Source organism: Marinobacter sp. (assembly GCF_034669625.1).
In the GTDB taxonomy this organism is placed as follows: Bacteria; Pseudomonadota; Gammaproteobacteria; order Pseudomonadales; family Oleiphilaceae; genus Marinobacter.
The window spans coordinates 1-24,706 of record NZ_JAXMOY010000018.1 but is presented as its reverse complement, the minus strand read 5'-3'; the positions used below and the strand labels follow the sequence as shown (position 1 = coordinate 24,706).

Here is a 24,706-nt window from a genome sequence, read left to right as displayed (position 1 = left end):
AGCCATTTTTGATTGAAGGAGAGAGTCATGTCACTGGGTAACATTTTTGACATCGCGGGTTCAGGCATGACCGCGCAGTCCCTGCGGCTGAATACCACCGCGTCGAACATCGCTAACGCGGAAACGGCCAGTTCAAGTACAGAGGAAACCTATCGCGCTCGCAAACCCGTATTCGCGGCGATCCAGCAATCCATGTTGAATCCTGACCAGCAAACATTTGGTGTCAGCCAGTCAGAAGGCTCGGGTGCCGGCGTTCGGGTAGAGGGAATTGTCGAAAGCGACGCAGAGCTTCAGATGCGATATGAGCCTAACCACCCAGCTGCGAATGAAGATGGCTACGTGTTCTATCCGAACGTCAACGTGGTTGAGGAAATGGCAGACATGATGTCGTCATCCCGAAGCTTTCAGATGAATGTGGATGTGATGAACACCGCAAAATCCATGATGCAGCGTATCTTGACGCTGGGTCAGCAGTAATAGGGCGAGGAGAGAGAGATGAGTGTAGTAAATTCAGCGTCCGTCGCCGATGTGTTGGGCCAGTATCAAGTTCAGCAAGACAGCAGTGCGCAGGGGGGCAGTGAGCTTGGCAAAGACGCCTTCATGGAGTTGATGCTGGCACAAATGAAAAACCAGAACCCGCTAGAGCCGCAAGACAACGGCGACTTTATCTCGCAGTTGGCGCAGTTCAGTTCCCTGGAAGAAATGCAGAATCTGACCGGCACGGTGGACGAGGTGGCAGGACAGTTCCGTTCAAGCCAGGCGTTGCAGGCATCGGCCATGGTAGGCAAGACCGTTCTGGCTCCGTCCAGTGTGGGTATTCTGGGGGCTGAGGGTGAGGTGACTGGCACCATAGAGGTTCCGGCTTCCACGGGCGGTTTGAGGTTGTCGGTTATGAATCAGTCGGGTGAGCTTGTGCGCCAGATCGATATGGGCAGCAGTGAGGCGGGTGTGGTCTCCTTCCGTTGGGATGGTGAAGACGGCAACGGCAATGCTTTGCCGTCTGGCCCTTATGAAATCATTGCGCAAGCTAGCTATCCCTCCGGTCCTGAGCAGCTGGGAACGATGGTGAGCGCGAATGTCGATAGCGTCTCTCTGGCTAACGGTGGATCTATCACGTTGAATCTCGCCGGCATGGGCTCGATCGCCCTGTCTGACGTCAAGCAAATTAACTGAACCGGTGTTGGACCAGGAGGTATAAGTCATGGCATTTAATACAGGATTAAGTGGTCTTCGGGCTGCATCGGTGGAACTGGACGTTACCGGCAACAACATCGCCAACGCCAGTACAGTCGGTTTTAAGAGCAGTACGGTGCAGTTTGGCGACTTGTATGCCAGCGGTTTTTTGAGCAGTGGTACAAACCCGGTTGGCGACGGTGTTCAGGTGCAGGATGTTAAGCAATCGTTCGGTCAGGGGAATATCAGTTTTACCGATAGCGGGCTGGATATGGCCATCAGTGGCGATGGCTTTTTTATTCTGAGCAATAACGGCGAAACTCGTTACTCCCGAGCCGGCCAGTTCGCAATCGATAACGAAGGTTTTGTGGTTAATAATCAGGGCATGAACGTTCAGGGTTATTTAGCCGACGAAGACGGCAATCTGTCTGGCGTCCGTGGGGGCCTGAGCATCGATACTGGAAATTTGGCGCCGCGCAGGACGACGAGCCTCGTAACGGATTTGAATTTGGATTCTAGAGAGACGGTGTTAGCAAGTACAGTGCGAAACTGGAATGATTTGACGCCTGCCGATTTTGAGAACCAAAGTTTTGCATTTCAATATTCAGATGGTTCGGCAGATTATCCTGTTGGTCCTTTTGCTGCTGGAGTTACTGCGTCAGAGGTTGCAGCGGAGTTAGCTGCAGCGCCCGGTGTATCGGCTTCTGCATCGACTTCTGCGAATCTCGGTAGCCCGGCGATTGCTGATTACGGGACATTTACACTTGAAGTGGTTGGGGATACTCCGCCAGGCCGGACAATTGATTTGTCTGGGGTCTCATCGCTCTCTGAGCTAGCGGTCAGAATTAATGACATCTCCGATAGTTCGATATCTGCTTCATATACAGGTGGCGAGCTCAGTATTCAGCATAGCTCGGGGGAGTCTCTCGAGGTGTCCTTCGATGGCGGTTCCACCGTCTATCCAGGGACGGTATTCGTGAATACAGATCGGACCGTGGCTGGGTTGGATTCCGCGCCGACGAGTGTTCAGGCCGCATTCAGTGTTACTGCCGATGTAATTAATGCCTTCAATCCAATAGACCAGCGCACCTATAACCACGCCACCTCTACAAAGATCTATGACAGCCTCGGTAACACCCACGAAATGACTCAGTTTTTCGTGAAAGAGCCATCTCCGGGTAACGGTGTGGGTCAAAGTCAGTGGTCGGTTTATATTGAGATCGATGGAGAGATGGTGGCGGGCACTGACCAGCAGCCATATACCGCACTGTTTAACCAGGACGGCCAGCTGGAGTCTATTAACGGCGACATTAACGGCGAAATTATCATCGCTGATTGGGTGCCGAAAGACCCGAATGGCGACCCGAATGGTGCCGATGGCCCGCCCGCGGACCCTTCGAGTGTCGTTAGCCCTATTCCTTTTCCGGCTAATAGCTCTGCCTTTGTTTTGGATCTTGGCAGCACGACCCAGTATGGCGAGACATTTGGCGTCAATAATCAGCAGCAGAACGGTTATACAACCGGGCGGCTTTCTGGGTTGGACGTGTCTGAGGAGGGGGTGATCTTTGCCCGCTATACCAACGGTCAATCCAAGGCGTTGGGGCAAGTGGCGCTGGCATCCTTCAATAATACGAATGGCCTGTCTCCGGTGGGGGATACCACTTGGGTTGAATCCTTTGAGTCTGGGCAGCCAGTGGTAGGTGCGCCAGATACCGGAACCCTTGGTTCGATCAAGGCAAGTTCTGTTGAAGAATCCAACGTCGATCTTTCGGCCGAGCTAGTGAACCTGATCATTGCCCAGCGCAACTATCAGGCGAACGCCAAGACCATTGAAACTTCTGATGCAGTCACCCAGACCATCATCAACCTCCGTTAATCCTTCCAAGTAAACATGGCATGACTCCTGCAGGAAGACTGGAAACAGTCAAAATTCCGGCAGGAGTTTGCCCATGGACAAAGCCCTCTACATTGGAATGTCTGGCGCCAAGCAGAACATGCTGGCCCAGCGTGCCCACGCCAACAACCTCGCCAACGTGAACACCACGGGGTTCAAGAAGGATTTTGCTCAGGCCCGCAGTATGCCGGTGTTTGGTGAGCATCATCCGACCCGAGCTTATGCCATGACCGAACGGCCCGGCACAGACCTTTCCGCCGGTGCTTTGATGGACACCGGGCGAAAGCTCGACGTTGCCGTTGAAGGCGATGGTTGGTTGGCGGTTCAGAACAATCAGGGCGAAGAAGTTTTCACTCGCAGCGGCAGCCTTCAAGTGGATGTTAATGGCTTGGTTCGTATGCCCAGTGGTGAGCTTGTTCTGGGTAACGGTGGGCCGGTTGCTTTACCGCCGTTTGATGATCTGTTGATCGGAGCCGATGGCACGGTTTCTGTTGTTCCAGTTGGTGGGCCGCCAGATCAATTGGTTGAAGTAGACCGCCTGAAATTGGTGAACCCTCCGGCGGACGCGTTGGAAAAGGGGCTGGACGGGTTTATTCGCCGGAAGCCGGACCAGGCTCTTGGCGGAGTCGAGCCTGCGGATGCAAATATGCGAGTTGCTACCGGATTTCTGGAAAGTTCCAACGTAAATGCGGTGGAAGAGATGATTTCCAACCTGCAGCTATCTCGTCAATACGAAATGCAGGTGAAAGTTATGTCCACCGCTAACGAAAATTCCGAGGCGACGGCACGTCTGTTGCAGAACCTCTGATAACGCTGAATTAAGCATCACCGGCCGGCATCAAGCGGCAAACAATGGCCGCTTCGGCAGCTGGCAAGGTAAGGAGTAGACACATGCATCCAGCACTATGGGTCAGTAAAACCGGGTTAAGTGCGCAGGACACCAACCTGTCGACCATTTCCAACAACTTGGCGAACGTGAATACCACAGGTTTCAAACGGGACCGAGCGGTGTTTCAGGATCTGCTGTATCAGATCAACCGCCAGCCTGGGGGGATGAGTACTGAGAACACTGAGCTGCCTTCGGGCTTGCAGTTGGGTACCGGTGTGCGAGTCGTGGGTACGACCAAACAATTCAGTCAGGGTAATCTGCAGATTACGGAACAGCCGCTGGATTTAGCCGTGGACGGTCGGGGCTTTTTCCAGATTGCGATGCCCGATGGCCAGATTGCTTATACCCGTGACGGCCAGTTCCAGCTTAATTCAGATGGCGATGTGGTTACCCCAGACGGCTATCCACTGGAGCCGAATGTCAATGTGCCCGAAGACACCACTAACGTAACGATTGGGCGCGATGGCACCGTCACTGCGGTCACGAATGATCAGGCGGCTCCCGTCAACCTGGGCCAAATCACGTTGGTGAACTTTATCAACCCGCAGGGTTTACAGGCGATTGGCAACAACCTGTTCAAGGAAACCAATGCCAGCGGAGATCCCCAGGAAGGGGAGCCGGGATTGGCCGGAATCGGCACCATTGAGCAGGGCATGGTGGAATCCTCCAACGTGGAGGTGGTGGAAGAGTTGGTGAATATGATCACCACTCAACGCGCCTACGAGATGAACTCGAAGGTCGTTTCCACAACCGATCAGATGCTTCAGTTCATTACCAACAACATCGGGTAAGTCATGAAACGCATACATCGAACCTGGACAGCTAAGCGCGCGGCCACACTGGCATTGGTGGGAGGCCTGATCATTCTGCAGGGCTGCACGGCCATGACCCGCCCTCGTGCAATGCCAGATGACCCGGCGTATGCGCCCGTGCGCGCCCAGGCCATGATGCAGCGTGATCCGGATTCCGGTTCCATTTACCAGGTGTCCCGTAACTACAACATTTATGGAGATACCAAGGCGCTGAATGTCGGAGATGTGCTGACGGTTTTGTTGGAGGAATCTACCCGCGCCAGCAAAAATGCTGAAACGACCATTACGAAAGATCAGGAGTTGAGCCTCCCAGAACCGAATTTATTCGGAAAGAACAATATCGGCCTGAATGCTTCGGCCGATCTGGAACGGGATTTTGCAGGTTCTGCCGAAGCGGATCAAAGCAATAGCCTGGCCGGCAGCATTACCGTAACGGTGACTGAAGTATTGCCCAATGGCGTGTTGCGCATTCGCGGAGAGAAGTGGCTTTCCCTGACCAATGGTGATGAGTTCATTCGCCTGACCGGTATGGTTCGTCCGCAGGATATCGCACCGGATAATACCGTTGCTTCCAATCGCATTGCCGATGCCCGCTTTGCGTATGGCGGCACCGGTGACTTTGATCAAGCCAATCAAATGGGCTGGCTGGCCCGCTTCTTTAACAGTGAGTGGTGGCCGTTATGATCCGTAAACTTTGTGTTGTTTTTACGATGCTGGCGGTGATGGCATCGCCCGTCATGGCGGATCGGCTGAAAGATCTGGCGAAGGTAAAGGGTGTCCGGAACAACCAGTTGATTGGTTATGGTTTGGTGGTGGGGCTAGACGGCACGGGTGATAACGCACCGTTCACCAATCAGACCTTCCGTAACATGATGAACCAGTTCGGCATTACACTTCCTGACGGTGTTAACCCAAAGCTTGCTAACGTGGCTGCGGTCACCGTCAGTGCCACGCTGCCGGCCTTCGCAAAATCCGGTCAGGAACTGGATATTACGGTGTCATCGATTGGGAATGCGGATAGCTTACGGGGCGGCACTTTGTTGATGACCCCGCTGAAAGGCGCGGATGGGCAAGTGTACGCTATGGCCCAAGGCAGCCTTGTTGTGGGTGGTTTTGGTGCCCAAGGACTGGACGGTTCCCGTATAACCGTCAACGTGCCCAGTGTGGGCCGAATTCCCAACGGGGCAACCATCGAGCGGGAAGTGGCTTCACCGTTCAATCGAGGCGACACCATTACCTTTAATCTGCTGCGGGCCGATTTCACCACGGCTCGTCGGGTGGTGGAGGCTATCAACGGCCGTTTGGGGCCGGATATGGCCTATGCGCACGATCCTACCTCTATTTCAGTCAGAGCGCCCAGGGATCCATCCCAGCGAGTGAGTTTTCTATCGATCGTGGAAAACATCGAAGTCGACCCGGCGGAAGAATCGGCCAAAGTTGTCATTAATAGTCGTACCGGCACCATCGTGGTTGGCCAGAATGTAAAAGTGAGCCCGGCGGCAATCACTCACGGTAACTTGACGGTCACCATTCAGGAAAATCCAGAAGTGGTACAGCCCAACCCGTTTTCGGGTGGTAGCACGGAAGTGCAGGCCAATACCCAGATTGCGGTAACCGAGGAGCCGGCAAGGATGTTCCAGTTCGGCCCAGCGACCACGCTCAATGAAATTGTTCAGGCGGTTAATCAGGTCGGTGCGGCACCCGGTGATGTTATGGCCGTGCTGGAAGCTCTCAAGCAGGCCGGCGCATTGCGAGCCGAGCTGATTGTGATCTAGGGGTAGCCATGCAGGATCATCGCGTTCAACAAGCTCAGGTATACACGGATTTCAGTGGCCTTAATGCCCTTAAAACCCAAGCGCGCACCGACAAGACAGCAGCGCTGGAGCAGGTGGCGAAACAGTTTGAAAGCCTGTTCCTGTCGGAAATGCTCAAATCGATGCGTAAAGCCGGCGAAGTGTTCGCGGAAGGCAATTACCTGAACAGTAACGAAAGCGAATTCTATCGTGACATGTTCGATAGCCAGATCAGTTTGAGTATGGCGAGTGGTTCCGGAACCGGCTTGGCTGAGGCTCTGGTCCGGCAGCTGGGCGAGAGCGTTCCGGGCGTGGCGTCGAACGGCGAAAAGCTGGCAGGCCATAAGGCATCGCTGGCGGATTACGATCGCACGTTGCCTGCGATTTCTCCGGCGTTGCCGGAACGCATGAAGGCGGTAGAGGAAGTGGTACAGGCTTTGCCCGGCGGTGTTTCCGAATTGAGCCCAAATAAAGACTTGCCTGCCACCTTTGAAAACCCAGAGCAGTTTGTCAGCGAGCTGATGCCGTTTGCTCAGCGCATCGGGCAGGAAAGTGGTATTGATCCACGCTTGATGATTGCCCAAGCCGCGCTGGAAACTGGGTGGGGCAAACACATGATCGAAGGTGACGGCAATGAGCCGAGCTTTAACCTGTTCGGCATCAAGGCGGACACCCGTTGGAGTGGAGAGGCGGTCACCATTACGACCACAGAGTTCCGTGGCGGTGTCGCGATTAAAGAGCGTGCAGACTTCCGAGCTTATTCGGATTATGAAGCAAGTTTCCGTGACTATGTGGAGTTTCTTCAGAGCAACCCACGGTATCAAGAGGTGCTTTCTTCAGCCGGCGAGCCTGAAGTATTCGCAGAAAAGCTGCAGCAAGCCGGTTACGCCACCGATCCGGAATACGGTTCCAAAATTCGCCGGATTATGAATCGTGATTCCCTGATGACGTTGTCCATGGGCAACGGCGGAATAAAGGAGTAAGAGGTCATGGCAGGATTAATCGGTATAGGTCTGACCGGAGTGCTCAGTCACCAGGGCGCGCTGAATACCACGGCCAATAACATTACCAACGCCAATACGCCGGGCTATAGTCGTCAGGAAGTGCAGTTTGCCACCCAAGAAGGCAATCGTACGGGTGCCGGAACAGTCGGTACCGGGGTGTCGATCGAGAATATCAGTCGGCTCGCAAATGAGTATCTGACGCAGCAGCTGAGGGAAGACAGTACGCTGTTTGGTGAGCAGAGCGCGCTCAATGCGGAGCTGACACAGTTGGATAACTTGCTCGGTGGTGAAAGTACCGGGCTTAATAGTGCGCTAAACAACTTCTTTGCCTCCTTGCAGAACGCTGCGGAGGACCCGACGTCTTTGCCGCAGCGCCAATTGGTGCTGAGTGAAGCGCAGCAGTTGGTGAATCGTTTTCAGGCCCTGAACGAACAGTTCATACAGCAGCGGGAATCCGTCAAAACGCAAATGCAGCAGGGCGTGAATGATGCCAACACACTGCTGCAAAATATTGCCGATCTGAACCTGGCCATTTCCGAGTCCCCCGGCCTTGCTCAGGGGAAAATGCCTCTAGAATTGATGGATAAACGGGACGAAAACCTGCGTGAGCTGTCAGCACTGGTTGGCATTCGGGTTACTGATGCCGGTGGCAGTCAAGTCAATGTGTCGCTCGCCAACGGCCAGTCTTTGGTCACCGGTTCTGATGCCGCACAACTTGGTACTCGGGTCAGCGCGGTAGACCCGACGCAACTGGAATTCACATTGACCGCCGGTGGCCGAATACTGCAGGTCGACGATCAGATTCAAGGTGGCTCTTTGGGCGGATTGCGCCGATTCGAAGAAGAAGCCTTGACGCCGGCTTTTGCTGAGTTGGGCCTACTGGCAATAGGAATATCGGACGCCATTAACCAGCAGCATCAAATCGGCATGGATTTGGAAGGCGATTTGGGTGGCAACTTCTTTGCTGACATAAACAGTGTAGAGCTTCAGAACGGCCGTGTTATCGCGAACGGAAATAACGCAGAACCCCAAAATGCTCAGTTGGCTGTCGAGATTACGGACAGCAGTTTGCTGTCGGCGGGTACCTGGGCATTGAAGTTCAGTGGTGATGGTCGAAGTTATCAGTTAGTGGATGCATCTACCGGTGAAGTGGCAAGCCAAGGGCGGTTGCCTGACCCTGTGCAATCTGAAATCAGCATGCCCGGGTTTAATATCCGAATTGAGGGCGGAGATTTTAATCCGGGAGATGAGTATCTGATTCAGCCCAGTCGAAACGCAGCGTCGAATATTGAGCTGAACGTTCGTCGGGAAGAAGACCTCGCGTTTGCTAGCCCGATTCGGGCCAGTGCGGGTACGTTGAATACTGCCACCGGCGAGATTAACGATAATAACCTTGGGACCGGTGAAATTAGTCAGGGTACGATGCTGAATGTTCGTAACCCAAATACCAATGCGCTGCTGCCTGGCTTTCAAGCTCAAGGGGAGCTGGCAAATGGTCCCATGAAAATCGCTTTCGAAAACGACGGGGCAGACATTGTTTACCGGGTTTTTGATGGGGCTGGTACAGAGATTAGCTCTTCTGAGTATCCGAACGGGGTGCCCTACAATGCAAACGGCATCAACATCGCTTTTGGAGGTGACCCTTCGGCAGGAGATCTATATCAAGGCTATCAGTTCGAGATAACGGGCGAGCCTGCAGAGGGTGATGAGTTTGTCATCGATTTCAATCAGAATGGCGTTTCTGATAATCGAAATGCCGAACTGCTGGCAGGGCTTGGCACGGCAGATATCCTGAGCGGTGGCAGTCAGAACTTCACCGAAGGTTACGCAGGGTTGGTGGAAGACGTGGGTGTGAAAACCCGTCAAAGCCAACTCGATAAAGCTGCGAGCCAAACACTATTGGAACAATCCAGTAATCAGCGTGAATCGTTGTCCGGGGTGAATCTGGACGAAGAGGCTGGCAAGCTGATTCAGTATCAGGCCGCCTACAACGCTTCGGCCCAAGTTATGTCGGTGGCCCAGGACTTATTCAATACGTTGCTGCAGAGCTTCCGATAAGGTGAGGTAAGGTAAAATGGTCCGTATTTCATCACAGCAAATCTTCTCCAGCGGCATTAGCCGGATGCAGGATATCAATAGTGATCTGCTGAAAACTCAGCAGCAGATTTCCACGGGTAAGAAAGTTAACAGCCCGTCTGATGACCCAGTAGCGGCGGCTCGAATCCTCAAACTCGATCAGGACCTGAGTCGCATTGAAACCTATCAGCGTAACGCCGACCTCGCGGATAATCGGCTGCAACAGGAAGAGAGTGCACTGTCGAGTGCCATCGACATCATTCAACGAGTGCGTGAATTAACGGTTCAAGCCGGTAACGGCTCGTTGGCTGCCAATGATCGCGAGTCTATTTCGTCTGAACTCAAAGAGCGATTGGGGCAACTGGCGGACATCGCCAACACTCGCGATGCCTCGGGCGAGTATATATTTAGCGGCTTTCAGGGAAATACGCCGGCTTTTGGTCAGAATGATGCCGGTGCCTGGGTCTATCAGGGGGATGAAGGTCAGCGTGTTCTGGAAATTGATGATGGTGTGACGGTGCCGATCAGTGATCACGGCAAGGGGATTTTCAGTAATGTGCCATCTGTAATTTCGGTGACGGGGAGCAGTTCAGCGAACGGTTATATTTCCGGATTGTCGCTTGCTAGCAACAGTGCGCTAGAAAATGCATTTTCGCCTGCGCTACCGAATGATCTGAGCATTACCGTAGTGGATGATGTAGGTACTTTGTCGATTACAGCAAATGATGGAGCATTGGATCTGACGCCAACGCCACCGCCTCTGGTGGGTGACGCATTTCAAGTGGCTGGAATCGAGCTTACGGTTAATGATGCGGAATTTGATGCAGGCACTGGGACTGGTGATTCATTTACTATCGGCATCAACGACAAACAGTCCATTTTCAGCACCATCGAAACCTTGATCAACGGCCTCGATACCCTGTCGAAGGATTCTCCCAAGGCCAGCGCTGAATATGATGCTCTGATCGCTGAATCCTTGGCCAATCTGGATAACGGTCAGGAGTCCATTCTCTTGAAGCAAACTGAATTGGGTGGGCGCATGAACGCGGTGGAATCAACCAGTGCGTTCCTCGAAGATTCCGCACTCTATACCAATGAGATTCGGTCCCAGCTTCAGGATGTTGATTATGCGGAGGCTATCAGCAATCTGAGCTTCCAAAGCTTCGTATTACAGGCTGCGCAGCAGTCGTTTGCCCAGATATCCCAGTTGTCATTATTTGATCGATTGTAATTGTTTGAGGCAGTAGGAAATTTTTTTTCTGTGCGTGTTGCTTTCAGACTCAGGCTCAGTATAATTCCCACCACTTCTTGATGGCGGCGTGGTGAAATTGGTAGACACGACGGATTCAAAATCCGTTTCCTTAACGGGAGTGGCGGTTCGAGTCCGCCCGCCGCTACCACTTATTGGCCGTATCCTACGGCATCTTATATAGCCGGCCCATGAACGTCTCCGATTTTCATTTTGACTTGCCGGACGAGTTGATTGCTCGTTACCCGCTCAAACAACGCAGTGCCTCTCGTTTGCTGACCCTTGAGGGTTCTTCCGGCAATACTAAACATCTTCAGTTTACTGATCTCCCGGATTTGCTTGAACCCGGCGACCTTCTTGTTTTTAACAATACCCGTGTCATCCCTGCGCGCTTGTTTGGTCAGAAAGAGACCGGTGGTCGTGTTGAGATTCTCGTGGAGCGCTTGTTGGGCGAGCGCGAGATTCTTGCTCACGCACGAGCCTCCAAGGCACTGAAAGAGGGGCAGAAGGTTGTTCTCGAGGATGGTTCATCGTTGACCATGGTGGGTCGAGAGGATGCGCTGTTCCGATTTGTGAATGAGGGCGATGAGGCCATTCTCGACCTGCTCGAACGCATCGGTCACATGCCGCTTCCTCCGTATATGGAGCGTGACGACGACTTGTCCGATCGTGAGCGTTATCAAACTGTGTACGCTCGAGAGGCAGGGGCTGTTGCTGCGCCCACAGCAGGTTTGCACTTTGATGATGCTTTGCTCGAAACCCTCAAGGCCAAAGGTGTTGAATTTGCCTACGTGACCTTGCACGTGGGGGCTGGTACGTTTCAGCCGGTTCGAGTCGACAAAATCGAAGAGCATGTGATGCACAGTGAAGTGGCGCATGTGCCCGAAGAGACGGTCGAAGCCGTCCGTCAGGCTCGGGCAAGAGGCGGGAGAGTGGTCGCTGTCGGCACTACATCCGTGCGCTCGCTGGAGTCTGCAAGCCAATCTGGCCAGCTCGGTACCTTTCGGGGCGAAACGGATATATTCATCTTCCCGGGCTACCGGTTTAATACCGTTGATGCCATGGTGACCAATTTCCACTTGCCCGAATCGACATTGATCATGCTCGTCAGCGCGTTTGCCGGGTACGACAATATTATGAGTGCCTATCGGGAAGCGGTAGAGCAAAAATATCGCTTTTTCAGCTACGGCGATGCTATGTTCCTGACGGCTCAGGAACCGAGCCGTGGTAGGCTGGCAGGCTCAGGTCAAGCTGATACAGCCAGTTCCGATTCCAGTGGAGAAATCTTGTGAGTGATACCTGTTTTATGTCCTTTGAAAAGCTGGGTGAAGACGGCAAGGCCCGTCGAGGTCGCCTGACTTTTCCAAGAGGCACCGTAGAAACACCGGCCTTTATGCCTGTGGGCACCTACGGCACAGTTAAAGGCATGCTGCCCCGTGATATCGAAGAGATTGGTGCCGAGATTATTCTGGGCAACACCTTTCATTTGATGTTGCGCCCCGGTACTGAGGTGGTGAAAGCGCACGGCGACTTGCATGACTTTACCCAGTGGCACGGCCCGATTCTTACGGATTCAGGCGGCTTTCAGGTGTTCAGTCTTGGTGAAATGCGCAAGATCACGGAGCACGGCGTTACCTTCCGCTCACCGGTGGATGGTGCAAAGGTAGAGCTTAATCCTGAAATTGCCATGCAGGTTCAGCGGGATCTGGGGTCAGACATTGTTATGATTTTCGACGAGTGTACGCCTTACCCGGCTACCGAAAAGCAGGCGAAGGACTCTATGGAGCTTTCGTTACGCTGGGCAGCGCGAAGCAAAAAAGCTCACGAAGGCAACCCGTCTGCACTGTTCGGTATTGTTCAGGGTGGCATGTACGAATCCCTGCGTGATCGTTCCCTCGAAGGTTTGACGGATATAGGCTTTGATGGCTACGCCATTGGCGGGCTGTCTGTGGGTGAGCCCAAAGAGGACATGATTCGGATTCTTGATCACTTGCCGCCTAAGATGCCGGAAGATAAGCCGCGGTACTTGATGGGCGTGGGGCGCCCGGAAGATATCGTTGAAGCGGTACGCCGTGGTGTTGATATGTTCGACTGCGTGATGCCTACACGCAACGCCCGCAATGGCTACTTGTTTACTTCAACTGGCATCGTGAAAATTCGTAACGCCAAGAATCGTCATGACGCCGGTCCTCTGGATGAGCGTTGCGATTGCTACACCTGTAAAAACTTTTCAAAAAGCTATCTGCACCATTTGGATAAGTGCGGAGAAATGCTCGGTTCCCAGCTTAATACCATCCACAATCTGCGTTTCTATCAGAACTTGATGAGCGGATTGCGTGGTGCCATTGAAGCAGGTACATTGTCCAACTTTGTAAGCGAATTCTACGCCTTACGCGGTGAAGGTGTGCCGCCGTTGGGTGATGAGTGATCAATTCTGACTAAAGAATAGTCTATAAACGGAGAATCTGAATGAAATCAATCAAACTGCTAATCGCTGGCCTGCTGTCTCTTCTGCCGACCCTGGCCATGGCTCAAGGCGCTGAAGGCCAGTCCATGGGTGTTATGGGTCAGGTTATCTTTTTCGCAGGCTTCATTTTGATTTTCTACTTCTTGATCTGGCGCCCGCAGTCCAAGCGCGCGAAAGAGCACAAGAACCTGATGTCTAGCCTGAACAAAGGTGACGAAGTTGTGACTTCTGGTGGCATGGTTGGCCGTATCACTAAAGTTTCTGATGACTTCATCGTTTTGGAAGTTGCTGACAACATTGAAATCAGAATTCAGAAAGTTGCTGTTGCCGGTGCTCTGCCCAAGGGCACGCTCAAGGATATCTGAGCTGATTCCTGGCCGGCGCGTTGCGCCGGCTGAATCATTTTGGCTGAAACACCAAGGCTGGCGGCTTAGCCGGCTCAAAGGGATCCCATGCTAAATAAGTATCCTCTCTGGAAAAATCTGGTGATCGTGTTCGCTCTGATCATTGGATTCATATACGCCTTACCTAATTTTTTTCCTGACGATTACGCCATTCAGATCACTGGTTCCCGAGGTAGTACCGAGGTCGACCAGCGCATACTGGATCGTGCTATAGGTGCACTCGAAAGTCAGGGCATTGAAGTGAAATCCAGCGCTGTTGAAGAGCGCGACGCTTTGATTCGACTGAATAGCTCCGATGCGCAATTGCGTGCGCGCCCAGCGGTGCAGTCGGCGTTGGGAAATGATTACCTGGTTGCGTTGAATATGGCTCCATCGACACCTAATTGGCTACGTAGCCTTGGTGCCGGTCCCATGAAGTTGGGTCTTGATCTCCGTGGTGGTGTCCACTTCCTGTTGGAAGTTGATATGGAAACGGCGGTGACTCAACGACTGGAAGCGCTTTCAGGTCAGATCAAGCAGGATATGCGTGAAGAGAGGATTCGTTACCGTGGTGGTGATGTTCGCAACAGCCGTGACATTGTCCTGAGTTTCCGGGATTCGGACACTCGCGCGGAGGCATTTTCGCTGGTTCGTGATCAGTACAACGAGTTTTTGTTGGATGAGACTTCAGAGGGTGGGGAGTTTCTCCTGACTCTGACTTTGTCTGATGCAGAAATTCAGGGGATTAAAGAATATGCCTTGGAGCAAAACCTGACCACCATCCGGAACCGGGTGAACGAGCTGGGTGTTGCCGAGCCTTTGGTGCAGCGTCAGGGGTCTGATCGAATTATTGTTGAATTGCCAGGTGTTCAAGACACCGCGCAAGCGAAACGGGTATTAGGCGCGACGGCCAACCTCGAGTTCCGCATGGAGGCCCGTCAGGACGCTTCTTCTTCGGAAACCGAGCAGTTCAGCTTCCGTGATACGCCCCAGCGCACCGCTCGCCTTCAGCGAGATGTGATTGCCACCGGTAATAATGTGGCGAACGCGCAACAAGCTTTTGATGAAAACGGCCAGCCTCAGGTCAACATTACCATGGATTCGGTGGGCGGAGATCTGATGAATCGGGCGACCCGCAATAACATTGGTCGTCGTATGGCTGTGTTGTTTATTGAATTCCGCACTGAGATGGAGTCCCGCGAGGTTAACGGCGAGCTGACGCAGGTTGAGAAGCGCGTTGTTGAAAAGGGGTTGATCAGCCTTGCTACGGTGCAGTCAGCGCTTGGGAGCAGTTTCCGCATCACCGGTTTGGATTCGATACCGGAGGCGGCTGAATTAGCGCTATTGCTGCGAGCAGGTGCCTTGGCTGCGCCAATGTACTTTGTTCAGGAACGCACCATTGGGCCAAGCCTTGGTCAGAAAAACATCGACGCCGGCATTATGTCAGTAGCGTTGGGTTTTGGTTTGGTGCTTCTCTATATGCTCGCGTTCTATCGCGGCTTCGGCGTGATCGCCAATATTTCTCTGACTTTGAACTTGATGCTGCTCGTGGCCTGCATGTCCATTCTTTCTGCCACACTTACGTTGCCGGGTATCGCCGGGATCGTATTGACAGTGGGTATGGCTGTAGATGCTAACGTACTCATCTTCGAGAGGATCAAAGAAGAGCTAAGGGCAGGCGTGCCGCCTCAGAGCGCAATTAACGCGGGTTACGGACGGGCGTTCGTTTCGATTTTCGATGCCAACATCACGACACTTCTGGTGGCGATAATCTTGTTCGCCATGGGTTCAGGTCCAGTGAAAGGCTTCGCGGTCACTCTGTGTATTGGCATACTCACCTCTATGTTCAGTGGTTTGATGGTCAGTCGAGGTCTCGTCAATCTGGTATACGGCGGCCGTAGGGTCGAGAAACTTTCGATCGGGGGTAAGCTCGCCAATGTCTGATATGAAGAAGCAACCGTTTGATTTTATGGGCCTTCGAAAGGCTGCGTCAGTGTTATCGTTGGCGATGGTTATCGGTTCCATTATTTTGTTGGGGGTTCGTGGTCTTAATTTTGGCATGGACTTTACCGGCGGCACGTCGGTTGAGTTTGAATATGTCGAAGCCCCGAGCCTGGATAATGTTCGTAACCAGCTAACTGAAGCCGGATATGAGCAGTTCTCGGTTCAGAACTTCGGAGCTGATACCACGGTTCTGATTCGCATGGCTGAGGCTGGGAATGATGAGCTGGCCGGGGAAGTAGCGGCCATCCTCTCTGCAGCCGGCGAAGATCTTGAGCTGGTAAGCTCGGAATTCGTGGGCTCTCAGGTTGGTGAGGAGCTTAAAGAGGATAGCGGTCTCGGTCTTCTGATTGCTCTGGCGGTCGTGTTGATCTACGTCGGTATGCGTTTCCAGTTCAAGTTCGGGATCGCTTCGGTCGTTCCTCTCGCGCACGATGTGCTGATCGTTCTGGGTATGTTCGCGTTGTTCCAGTGGACCTTCGACCTCACCGTACTGGCGGCTATTCTGGCGGTTATCGGTTACTCCCTGAACGACACTATTGTTGTGGCGGACCGAATTCGTGAGAACTTCCGTAAGCTGCGGGTGGGCGAGTCATGGGATGTGATCAACCAGTCCATCCATGAGACGATTTCGCGCACTATTAACACCTCGGGCACGACTCTGGTCGTTCTGATCGCGCTTTACTTCCTGGGTGGTGAGGCCATTAACAACTTCGCTCTGGCGTTGATCATCGGTGTTGTTGTCGGTACCTATTCTTCTATTTACGTGTCTGCGAACATGTTGATGGTGATGGGTGTTACCCGAGAAGATCTGATGGTGCCAGCCAAAGAAGGTGCTGGAGACGAAGCTGAAGAAGAGCAGCCGCCTGAGTGGTTGAACCGAATGTAATGTGTTTTGTGCCGGTGAATGCCGGCGCACAAAAAAACCGCCAATCAGAAATGATGGCGGTTTTTTTTGTCCGGAAGAACTTTTAGCGAGGTAGTCGGCCGCGGAACGGATTCATTACCTTGAGGATTTCCCGGAACAGTTTAGGGTTGGCAACAATCAGCTGTCGCGCAGTACCCATCGATGGGTTGCCAGAGAAATCGCCGGTCAATGCGCCGGACTCCATGGCCAGAGTTACACCCAGGTCGAGGTCCGCGGCGGATGGCCGGAAAACAACGGCGGCGTCCAGCAGGCCTGCAGAAACGCGGGCAATATCAAGCACGACACAGCCGGATGTACGGAATATGGCCGTATCACGAGCCAGAGTGGCAGCCATTTCGCCCCAGATCATCGGGTCATCGCCTTGGCGGCTTTGCTCGAGAAGGTTGGAGGCCAGCGCTGATTTGGCCGGCATTTTCACGTCTGACGCGCGTACCCGGCGGCTGTTCAAAGCGGCACCATGACCACGGCTTGCAGAGTACTCTTCGCCGGTAATCGGGTTAACGATTAGCAGATTCTCGGTGCGGTTGTTCTTCTTCTGGGACAGTGCCAGAGCAAACTCGGGGATTCCGCGAACAAAGTTGTCCCGGCCAAGAATTGGAAATATATGCCAGCTTCTGTCGCTGCCATTGGCGTCAGCTTCACCCATCGGCGCGATGGTGTGATCTTTATAGGCTTTGGTCAGCTGCTCTGCGAAGTTGTCGTAGATAGATTGCTCTACCCGTTCCAGCTGTCGGTAACGGTCGGCATCGTCTTTGCCGTTGGGTTCCTGACGCTCGAAATGGGCTTTGAGGTAGTCAGACCCTTGGCGGCCAACGCGCAGGGCCATTTTAATTGCTGGTTGCATCTGAGAGTTCATTATCCGAATGTGTGAAGGGCCGCCATCATAGCAAAAACTTGCCGTCCTTGTATGCTTTTTGCCTCAGCAAATGCACTCATACCACAGGGTTTCGGGATATTCTGAGAACCGTTCTTTTCGGGTTTCTGGTATGATTCGCCTCTTTTTTCAAAATACTGATGAGTAACAGGCCCAGATATCATGCATGAACCCGCGCTGTCGCCGGAAAGTAATGACTCTTTCAATGAGCAAATTCGTATTGTTCTGGTAGAAACATCCCACTCCGGGAATATCGGAGCCGTCGCGCGGGCCATGAAAAACATGGGGCTTGGAAACCTTTGTCTAGTGAACCCGGCCTCGTTTCCTGATGAGACTTCGTACGCTCGTTCAGCAGGGGCGAGCGATGTCCTGGATAGGGCGCAGGTGGTCTCTTCATTGGATGAGGCATTGGCCGATTGTGTGATGGTAATGGGTACTAGTGCACGAGGCCGTAAAGTGCCCTGGCCGGTGATTCCACCACCTGATGCTGCCGCAACGGCAGTGCAGCATGCGGCTAATGGCAAAGTGGCTCTGGTTTTTGGTCGCGAGAATCACGGACTTTCTAATGAAGAGTTGCAGCGTTGTCATTATCACATCCATATCCCATCGAATCCGGATTACAGTTCGTTGAATCTGGCCATGGCTGTTCAGGTGATTTGCTATGAGCTAAGGATTTTTCATCTGAGAAGTCTCGAAGAAGGTGAGTCTCGCCCATTCCTCGAACCCATGGTTGCGCCGGGAGATGAAGGTTGGGATTCCCCTCCCGCTACCGCCGGTGAAGTGGAAGGTTTTTTCGGGCATTTCGAGCAGACGCTTGTCGACGTGGATTTTCATCGACGGGATAATCCCCGTCATTTGATTGCTCGTATGAGACGATTGTTCCAGAGGGCGCGCATGGACCAAATGGAAGTAAACATTCTTCGTGGTGTGCTTTCTTCGGTCCAAAAAGCGGCTGGTGTTCAGATCGGCAAGAAGCGGGGCGCCGGGGATTCTGCGGACACCAAAGATAAAGGCCAGGAGTAGAGTTATGCTTGAACGTTTGAGAGAAGATATTAACAGCGTTTTTCATCGAGATCCCGCGGCACGAAATACCTTTGAGGTTTTGACGAACTATCCGGGCTTGCACGCACTTTTGTTGCATCGTTTGGCTCACTGGATTTGGGGGCTTGGGATGAAATGGGTGGCCCGCACAATCTCTACGTTGGCCCGTTGGTTTACCGGTATTGAAATTCATCCGGGCGCGACCATAGGTCGGCGATTTTTTATTGACCACGGAATGGGAGTGGTTATTGGTGAGACTACGGTTATCGGTGATGATGTCACGCTATACCAGGGGGTGACTCTTGGCGGGACAAGTTGGAATAAAGGTAAGCGGCATCCCACTATTGGAGATGGCGTAGTGGTCGGTGCTGGCGCCAAAATCTTGGGGCCGTTTGACGTGGGTGCCGGTGCCAAGGTGGGCTCTAACTCAGTCGTGACCAAGGCAGTCCCCGCTGGCGCAACCGTTGTTGGTATTCCGGGGCGGATCATCGTGAAACGTAAAATAGAAGAGACGGATGACGCTCGCCGCAAAGTGATGGAAGAGCGAATGGGCTTCGACGCATACGGTGTGACCGAAGAAATGCCGGACCCTGTGGCCCGTTCTGTCCGTGCACTGCTTGATCATATGCACGCCGTGGATGAGCGGTTAGAGGTTATGTGCAAAGCGCTGCGCAAGGTGAACAGCGAATATCAGAATGGGGACCTGCCGCAATTGGATGACAAGGACTTTGATTGTGTGCGCGATGAGCCCGAGAGTGACGGCAAAGTCTGAATACTTGACTGTTTTAGTAGGTCAATTCATACTCGTCGATGGAATCCGATATTCAAACCCATTGTCGGGGCTGAGAATATGAAGCTCACCACAAAAGGCCGCTATGCCGTTACAGCAATGCTGGATCTGGCGCTGCATGGTAGTGAAAGGCCGGTGAGTCTGGCCGATATTTCGTCGCGTCAGGAAATCTCGTTATCCTACCTGGAACAGCTTTTTTCCCGTTTGCGCCGGCAACAGCTTGTCGTGAGTATCCGCGGACCCGGTGGCGGGTATCGCTTGAGTCGGCATGCGGACGAGGTCTTTATCGCCGAAGTGGTCGATGCCGTCAGTGAGTCGCTCGACACCACGCGTTGTGGCAATAAAGGCGATTGTCAAAATGGTGAGAAGTGCCTGACTCATCACCTGTGGTCCGATCTAAGCGACCAGATTCATCAGTTCTTAAGCGACATCAGTCTCGGTGATCTGATGCGCAAGCGTGAAATTCAATTGGTTGCTGACCGCCAGAATCGTAAGCAGTCAGAGGCCGATGCGGATACGATCAATACCCGCCAACTGACAGACCAGGCTCCTGCCTGACAACAGTGTACTCCCGTTAAATTATGAAAAAGCCTGTATATCTGGATTATGCGGCGACGACGCCGGTTGACCCCGTTGTTGCTGAACTAATGGCAAAACACCTCACGCTTGACGGTGTTTTTGGTAACCCTGCCTCGCGGACCCACGGATTCGGGTGGCAGGCTGAAGCTGCTGTGGAAAATGCTCGACGGCAGGTGGCTGGCTTGATCCATGCTAACCCTAGAGAAATTGTCTGGACATCAGGCGCTACCGAGTCCGATAACCTCGCGATAAAAGGGGCGGTGGATGTTGGTAGCAAGCCGCACATTGTCACCTCGCTTATTGAGCACAAAGCCGTGGTTGATACCTGCAAGTGGTTGGAGGAACAGGGTGTCGAGGTTACCTGGTTGCGCCCTCAAGCCGATGGTCGTGTTTCTCCCGAATCGGTTCAGCAGGCGTTAAAAGACAATACAGTGCTCGTTAGTCTAATGTTGGTGAACAATGAGCTGGGGTGTATTACCGACATAGCAGCCATTGGCTCCCTACTAAGAGCGCGGGGCGTGCGTTTTCATGTTGATGCAGCCCAGGCGGCCGGAAAGATACCTGTCGATGTGACGCAGCTCAACGTCGACCTTCTATCGCTTTCTGCTCACAAGGTCTATGGGCCGAAAGGTATCGGTGCATTGTATGTGCGGCGCTCGCCGGACGTTCGTGTTGAGGCCCAGATGCACGGCGGCGGTCACGAGCGGAATATGCGCTCTGGCACTCTTGCTACCCATCAGATTGTGGGGATGGGCAAAGCGTTCGAGTTGGCAGGCCAAGGGCTTGAAGATGAGATGGCGCGACTAGAAGATTTGCGCCAGAGTTTCTTGTCCGGTCTGGAATCTTTGGAAGGGTTGCATTTTAGCGGAAGCGATGAATATCGCGTGCCAGGTATCGTGAACCTTTCATTTGAAGGTGTCGAGGCGGAGTCGCTCATGCTTGGTTTGCGAAATATGGCGGTTTCTTCCGGTTCCGCTTGTGCATCGGCCTCGGTCGAGCCGTCTTTTGTATTGCGCGGTATTGGACTTAGTGACGAGCTTGCGCATCGAGCGTTGAGGTTTTCGTTTGGTCGTTATACAACGAACGAAGAAATCGAAAGCGCAAGCAGCCAAATTGTTGATGTAGTGACGCGACTTCGCACGGTGCGGTAGGCAGTAGGCCATTGACTGCGTATAATCTACGCCCTGATTTTTACCCCTAACCAGACTGGAGAAATAACATGGCAAACGAGCGCACGCTCTCTATCATCAAGCCCGACGCGGTTGCTAAGAACGTAATCGGTGAAATCTACAGCCGCTTTGAAAAGGCAGGCCTGCAAATTGTTGCAGCCAAGATGATGCACCTGACTCAGGAACAAGCTGAAGGCTTCTACGCTGAGCACAAAGAGCGTCCTTTCTTCAACGACCTGGTTGCGTTCATGACCTCTGGTCCTGTTGTTGTTCAGGCTCTGGAAGGCGAAGGCGCCATCCTGAAGAACCGCGAACTGATGGGTGCTACCAACCCGAAAGAAGCTGAAGCTGGCACTATCCGTGCTGATTTTGCTTCTTCTATCGATGCCAATGCCGTTCACGGCTCCGACTCTGCAGCTTCTGCAGAGCGCGAAGTGGCTTATTTCTTCAACGACAACGAAATCTGCCCACGCGGCTAAAGTTGTCTGTTCAGGGGTGACGATCGTCACCCCTGAATTGGTTATCTGATCGAGGTTATGCCATGACTGCCCCTGCTGAAAAAACCAATCTTCTCGGACTGCCAAAAGCAAAGCTGGAGGCCTTTTTCGAGACTCTGGGCGAAAAGCGCTTTCGTGCGCAGCAGGTCTTGCAGTGGATTCATCAGCGTGGTGTTGATGACTTCGATCAAATGACCAATATGAGCGTAGCTCTGCGCGAGCGGCTCAAGGAAATTGCCGAAGTGCGTGGCCCTGAGGTTGTTTATGATGAGACCTCCAAAGACGGAACCCGTAAATGGGTGATGCGGATGGACAACGGAAACAACGTTGAAACCGTTCTGATCCCTGACGGTGAGCGGGGCACCCTTTGTGTATCTTCGCAGATCGGCTGTAGTCTTGATTGCACCTTCTGCTCAACCGGCAAGCGTGGTTTCAACCGGAACCTTACGGCCTCTGAAATCATTGGGCAGGTGTGGGTCGCTCGAAAGGCATTCATGCCTTATGAGCCCAGCAACCGGCCGATCACTAACGTTGTAATGATGGGCATGGGCGAGCCACTGCTGAATTTCGACAACGTAGTGGATTCCATGAACCTGATGATGGAAGATCTTGCTTACGGTATCTCCAAGCGTCGGGTCACGATAAGTACATCAGGCGTGGTTCCGGCACTGGATCGTTTGGGTGAGGTTACCGATGTTTCACTGGCCATCTCGCTTCATGCACCTAATGATGAATTGCGTAACCAACTGGTGCCGCTGAATAAAAAGTATCCTATTTCTGAGTTGCTGGCGGCCACTCGCCGTTATCTTGCACGATTGCCGGATAAGCGTAAGGCAACTATTGAATATACGGTCATTCAAGGTGTGAATGACAAGCTTGAGCATGCCGAAGAGTTGGCGGTTGTGTTGAAAGGATTGCCTTGTAAGATCAACCTCATACCGTTCAACCCATTCCCCGAGAGTGATTTCGAGCGTCCGAGCATGAATGCGACAAGGCGGTTCCAGAATGCTTTGACCGAAGCGGGTTATGTGACCACAGTACGCACGCCGCGCGGTGATGATATCGATGCCGCATGCGGTCAGTTGGTCGGTCTTGTTGAAGATCGTACGAAACGAAGTCAGCGTTATATTGCGGTGCAACAAGTGAACCCCTGAATCGAGGGGCAGTCAGTCATAACAAAAGGTGTTTGTAGATGGTTAAAAACACAGCCGTAAAACTGGCCACTCTGTCCCTATTGATTTTGGGATTGCTTGTTTCAGGTTGCGTAACCACTACAGACAGCCGGTTTTCCCGGGAAGCCGATCAGGAAAAAGCGCTTGAGAATTATGTCAAACTTGCTTCTCGATATATCGCTCAGGGCAACCTAGCACGAGCTCGCCATCATCTGGAGCGAGCCTTCGAAATTGAAGACGACTATGCGCCAGCCCTAGCGGCTATGGGCTTGGTGTACAGTGCAGAGGGTGACGAACGGTTGTCGGAACAGAGTTTTAAAGACGCTGTTTCCGCAGATGGTAGCTACACTCGTGGTCGGGTGTATTATGGCGCTTTCTTATACAGTCAGGGTGATTACGACAAAGCTCAGGCCCAGTTCACCAAAGCATCTGAAGATACCGCCTATAAAGACCGTGGTGGCGTTTTTTACAATATGGGCATGACTCAGGAAAAGCTCGGTAATCTTGAGCAAGCAGAGCATGCCTATCGTAGAGCGGTAGAGTTGAGCCGGGGTGAGGCGCGTACATTGTTATCGCTATCACGTGTGTTAGTGGAGCAGGGTGATTACTCGGCGGCTTCCCGTTACTACTCTCGGCTTCAGGTAATGATCCAAAATACTCCCAGACTAGTTCATTCTGCCGAAAGCCTGTTTACGGGTATTCGTATTGCGCGATATTTTCAGGACCGTGATCAGGAGGCCAGCTTGGCACTCTTGCTGAAAAATGAATTTGCTGAGTCCGAGGAATACAAACAATATAAGGTGCTGATTACGAATGGTCAGTGAACAGCCAGAAAACTACACCCCTGCAGAGCCTGTTGGCCAACAATTAAAGCGAGCTCGGGAAGCGAAAGGCTTGTCCGTCTCGGCCATTGCGGATCAACAGCACTTGCGCTCCTCTGTTGTTCAGGCGATTGAAACCGGGGACTATGAGAAAATTGACACTGAGTTGTTCCTGAAAGGCTACGTCAGAGCTTACGCCCGTCAGGTCGGCCTGAATGCGGACTCGGTAATACGCGACCTGGATGTGGAATTGGCACCGGCTCGAAAGAGACGGGAGGAAGCACTCCAAGCCAATCCGTTGGTCGACATTGAGCGACGCAAGAAAAGAAAGCAGCGAATAGCTAAAGCCATTCTGTGGCTCGTGTTAATTGGTTTTGTTGCGTTTATCGCCATACATTTCGTTATTAGGGAACAGGTGGCCTCTGTAGACCGCGTTGGGCCCGACGAAGCTGTTGCGCCTTCCGCTGAGAGTGCGCCAAAGGTCGATAGTGATGCCAATGAGTCACTCGCTGAGCCGGTAGCTAATGGGCTGGTTTCTGATTCACCGTCGGTTGAAAGTACAGAAGAGCCAGAGTTAACGGGAAATCCAGAAAGCTCTGATGCTTCATCAGGCAATGCAGAGCTACTTTCGAATCAGGAAAACGATTCGATACAGGCGGAAGTGTTGCCAGATGGCCTCATCTCGGTTGAGCAGAACGAGGTGCCGATGGAGCAGCCTCAAACGCCAGACTCTGTGGAGCCAGTGGCAGTGTCTTCTATTGGCCGGCTGCAAATGACCTTTAGTAATGATTGCTGGATAAGAGTTACCGATGCCACCGGCCAGCGTTTGGCTAGTGGTTTGCGCCGTCAGGGCGATCGATTAGATGTGCGTGGCACACCGCCATTGAAAGTGGTTGTTGGCGCTATGAATGCAGTGGAAGTTATCCAGTTTCAGGATGAAACGCTTGATAAGGATAATTTCCGTGTCGTGAACAATCGGTCAGAGTTCACACTCGAACCCTGAATTAAACGTCCGGATATAGTGTTGGTTCCTGTCAATGAAACAAGATTCCCCGATCAAAAGACGTAAATCCCGGCAGATCATGGTTGGTGAT

Annotated in this window: 24 protein-coding genes and 1 tRNA gene; 24 read left to right on the top strand and 1 reads right to left on the bottom strand. The window is 52.8% G+C overall.

Annotation, left to right across the window (positions count from 1 at the left end; genetic code table 11):
* Positions 1-27: 27 nt before the first annotated feature.
* The 16 genes from flgC to secF all read left to right on the top strand — a co-directional run bounded on the left by flgC (position 28) and on the right by secF (position 16,630).
* Positions 28-477, top strand: a complete 450-nt coding sequence (flgC, locus tag VOI14_RS13485; RefSeq protein WP_323752563.1) for a flagellar basal body rod protein FlgC — start codon at positions 28-30, stop codon at positions 475-477.
* Between the two features lie 18 nt (positions 478-495).
* Positions 496-1,173, top strand: coding sequence for a flagellar hook assembly protein FlgD (locus tag VOI14_RS13480; protein ID WP_323752562.1), 678 nt, complete (start codon positions 496-498; stop codon positions 1,171-1,173).
* A gap of 28 nt (positions 1,174-1,201) precedes the next feature.
* On the top strand, positions 1,202-3,049 hold the full coding sequence (locus VOI14_RS13475; protein ID WP_323752561.1) for a flagellar hook protein FlgE: 1,848 nt from the start codon (positions 1,202-1,204) through the stop codon (positions 3,047-3,049).
* 73 nt (positions 3,050-3,122) lie between these two features.
* Positions 3,123-3,875: a flagellar basal body rod protein FlgF gene (locus tag VOI14_RS13470; protein WP_323752560.1), complete on the top strand. Its 753-nt coding sequence runs from the start codon at positions 3,123-3,125 to the stop codon at positions 3,873-3,875.
* 83 nt (positions 3,876-3,958) lie between these two features.
* The gene (gene flgG, locus VOI14_RS13465; RefSeq protein WP_323752559.1) at positions 3,959-4,747 is read left to right on the top strand and encodes a flagellar basal-body rod protein FlgG; all 789 of its coding nucleotides are present in this window, start codon (positions 3,959-3,961) and stop codon (positions 4,745-4,747) included.
* A gap of 3 nt (positions 4,748-4,750) precedes the next feature.
* On the top strand, positions 4,751-5,452 hold the full coding sequence (gene flgH, locus VOI14_RS13460) for a flagellar basal body L-ring protein FlgH (RefSeq protein ID WP_323752558.1): 702 nt from the start codon (positions 4,751-4,753) through the stop codon (positions 5,450-5,452).
* Positions 5,449-6,543: a flagellar basal body P-ring protein FlgI gene (locus tag VOI14_RS13455; RefSeq protein WP_323752557.1), complete on the top strand. Its 1,095-nt coding sequence runs from the start codon at positions 5,449-5,451 to the stop codon at positions 6,541-6,543. The genes flgH and VOI14_RS13455 overlap by 4 nt, the downstream gene beginning before the upstream one ends.
* 8 nt (positions 6,544-6,551) lie before the next feature.
* The gene (gene flgJ, locus VOI14_RS13450) at positions 6,552-7,544 is read left to right on the top strand and encodes a flagellar assembly peptidoglycan hydrolase FlgJ (RefSeq protein ID WP_323752556.1); all 993 of its coding nucleotides are present in this window, start codon (positions 6,552-6,554) and stop codon (positions 7,542-7,544) included.
* A gap of 6 nt (positions 7,545-7,550) precedes the next feature.
* The gene (gene flgK / locus VOI14_RS13445; RefSeq protein WP_323752555.1) at positions 7,551-9,623 is read left to right on the top strand and encodes a flagellar hook-associated protein FlgK; all 2,073 of its coding nucleotides are present in this window, start codon (positions 7,551-7,553) and stop codon (positions 9,621-9,623) included.
* A 16-nt stretch (positions 9,624-9,639) separates the two neighbouring features.
* On the top strand, positions 9,640-10,872 hold the full coding sequence (flgL, locus tag VOI14_RS13440) for a flagellar hook-associated protein FlgL (RefSeq protein WP_323752554.1): 1,233 nt from the start codon (positions 9,640-9,642) through the stop codon (positions 10,870-10,872).
* 82 nt (positions 10,873-10,954) lie between these two features.
* Positions 10,955-11,041: transfer RNA gene (locus tag VOI14_RS13435), tRNA-Leu, on the top strand.
* A 40-nt stretch (positions 11,042-11,081) separates the two neighbouring features.
* The gene (gene queA, locus VOI14_RS13430; RefSeq protein WP_323752553.1) at positions 11,082-12,182 is read left to right on the top strand and encodes a tRNA preQ1(34) S-adenosylmethionine ribosyltransferase-isomerase QueA; all 1,101 of its coding nucleotides are present in this window, start codon (positions 11,082-11,084) and stop codon (positions 12,180-12,182) included.
* 14 nt (positions 12,183-12,196) lie between these two features.
* Complete coding sequence (gene tgt, locus VOI14_RS13425) at positions 12,197-13,318, top strand: tRNA guanosine(34) transglycosylase Tgt (protein WP_323752601.1); 1,122 nt, start codon at positions 12,197-12,199, stop codon at positions 13,316-13,318.
* Between the two features lie 41 nt (positions 13,319-13,359).
* A complete protein-coding gene (yajC, locus tag VOI14_RS13420; protein ID WP_416361429.1) occupies positions 13,360-13,722 on the top strand; it encodes a preprotein translocase subunit YajC in 363 nt (120 codons plus the stop codon).
* A gap of 87 nt (positions 13,723-13,809) precedes the next feature.
* A complete protein-coding gene (gene secD, locus VOI14_RS13415) occupies positions 13,810-15,684 on the top strand; it encodes a protein translocase subunit SecD (RefSeq protein WP_323752552.1) in 1,875 nt (624 codons plus the stop codon).
* Positions 15,677-16,630, top strand: a complete 954-nt coding sequence (secF, locus tag VOI14_RS13410; protein WP_323752551.1) for a protein translocase subunit SecF — start codon at positions 15,677-15,679, stop codon at positions 16,628-16,630. The genes secD and secF overlap by 8 nt, the downstream gene beginning before the upstream one ends.
* 82 nt (positions 16,631-16,712) lie before the next feature.
* Here the strand turns inward: secF and VOI14_RS13405 are convergent, their stop codons facing one another.
* Positions 16,713-17,513 (bottom strand): inositol monophosphatase family protein, encoded by an 801-nt coding sequence (locus VOI14_RS13405; protein WP_323752550.1) that lies wholly within the window; start codon positions 17,511-17,513, stop codon positions 16,713-16,715.
* A 192-nt stretch (positions 17,514-17,705) separates the two neighbouring features.
* Between VOI14_RS13405 and trmJ the strand changes: the two genes are divergently transcribed.
* The 8 genes from trmJ to VOI14_RS13365 all read left to right on the top strand — a co-directional run bounded on the left by trmJ (position 17,706) and on the right by VOI14_RS13365 (position 24,615).
* Positions 17,706-18,566 (top strand): tRNA (cytosine(32)/uridine(32)-2'-O)-methyltransferase TrmJ, encoded by an 861-nt coding sequence (gene trmJ, locus VOI14_RS13400; RefSeq protein ID WP_323752549.1) that lies wholly within the window; start codon positions 17,706-17,708, stop codon positions 18,564-18,566.
* Positions 18,567-18,570: 4 nt separating this feature from the next.
* On the top strand, positions 18,571-19,356 hold the full coding sequence (cysE, locus tag VOI14_RS13395) for a serine O-acetyltransferase (protein WP_323752548.1): 786 nt from the start codon (positions 18,571-18,573) through the stop codon (positions 19,354-19,356).
* A gap of 78 nt (positions 19,357-19,434) precedes the next feature.
* Positions 19,435-19,932, top strand: a complete 498-nt coding sequence (locus VOI14_RS13390) for an Rrf2 family transcriptional regulator (protein ID WP_323752547.1) — start codon at positions 19,435-19,437, stop codon at positions 19,930-19,932.
* A gap of 23 nt (positions 19,933-19,955) precedes the next feature.
* A complete protein-coding gene (locus VOI14_RS13385) occupies positions 19,956-21,104 on the top strand; it encodes an IscS subfamily cysteine desulfurase (protein WP_323752546.1) in 1,149 nt (382 codons plus the stop codon).
* Positions 21,105-21,172: 68 nt separating this feature from the next.
* Entirely contained in the window at positions 21,173-21,601 is a 429-nt protein-coding gene (gene ndk / locus VOI14_RS13380) for a nucleoside-diphosphate kinase (RefSeq protein ID WP_114335588.1), read from the top strand.
* Between the two features lie 62 nt (positions 21,602-21,663).
* Positions 21,664-22,773 (top strand): 23S rRNA (adenine(2503)-C(2))-methyltransferase RlmN, encoded by a 1,110-nt coding sequence (rlmN, locus tag VOI14_RS13375; protein ID WP_323752545.1) that lies wholly within the window; start codon positions 21,664-21,666, stop codon positions 22,771-22,773.
* 38 nt (positions 22,774-22,811) lie between these two features.
* Positions 22,812-23,615, top strand: coding sequence for a type IV pilus biogenesis/stability protein PilW (pilW, locus tag VOI14_RS13370; protein WP_323752544.1), 804 nt, complete (start codon positions 22,812-22,814; stop codon positions 23,613-23,615).
* Complete coding sequence (locus VOI14_RS13365; protein ID WP_323752543.1) at positions 23,605-24,615, top strand: RodZ family helix-turn-helix domain-containing protein; 1,011 nt, start codon at positions 23,605-23,607, stop codon at positions 24,613-24,615. Before pilW ends, VOI14_RS13365 begins: the two co-directional genes overlap by 11 nt.
* The last annotated feature ends 91 nt before the right edge of the window (positions 24,616-24,706 follow it).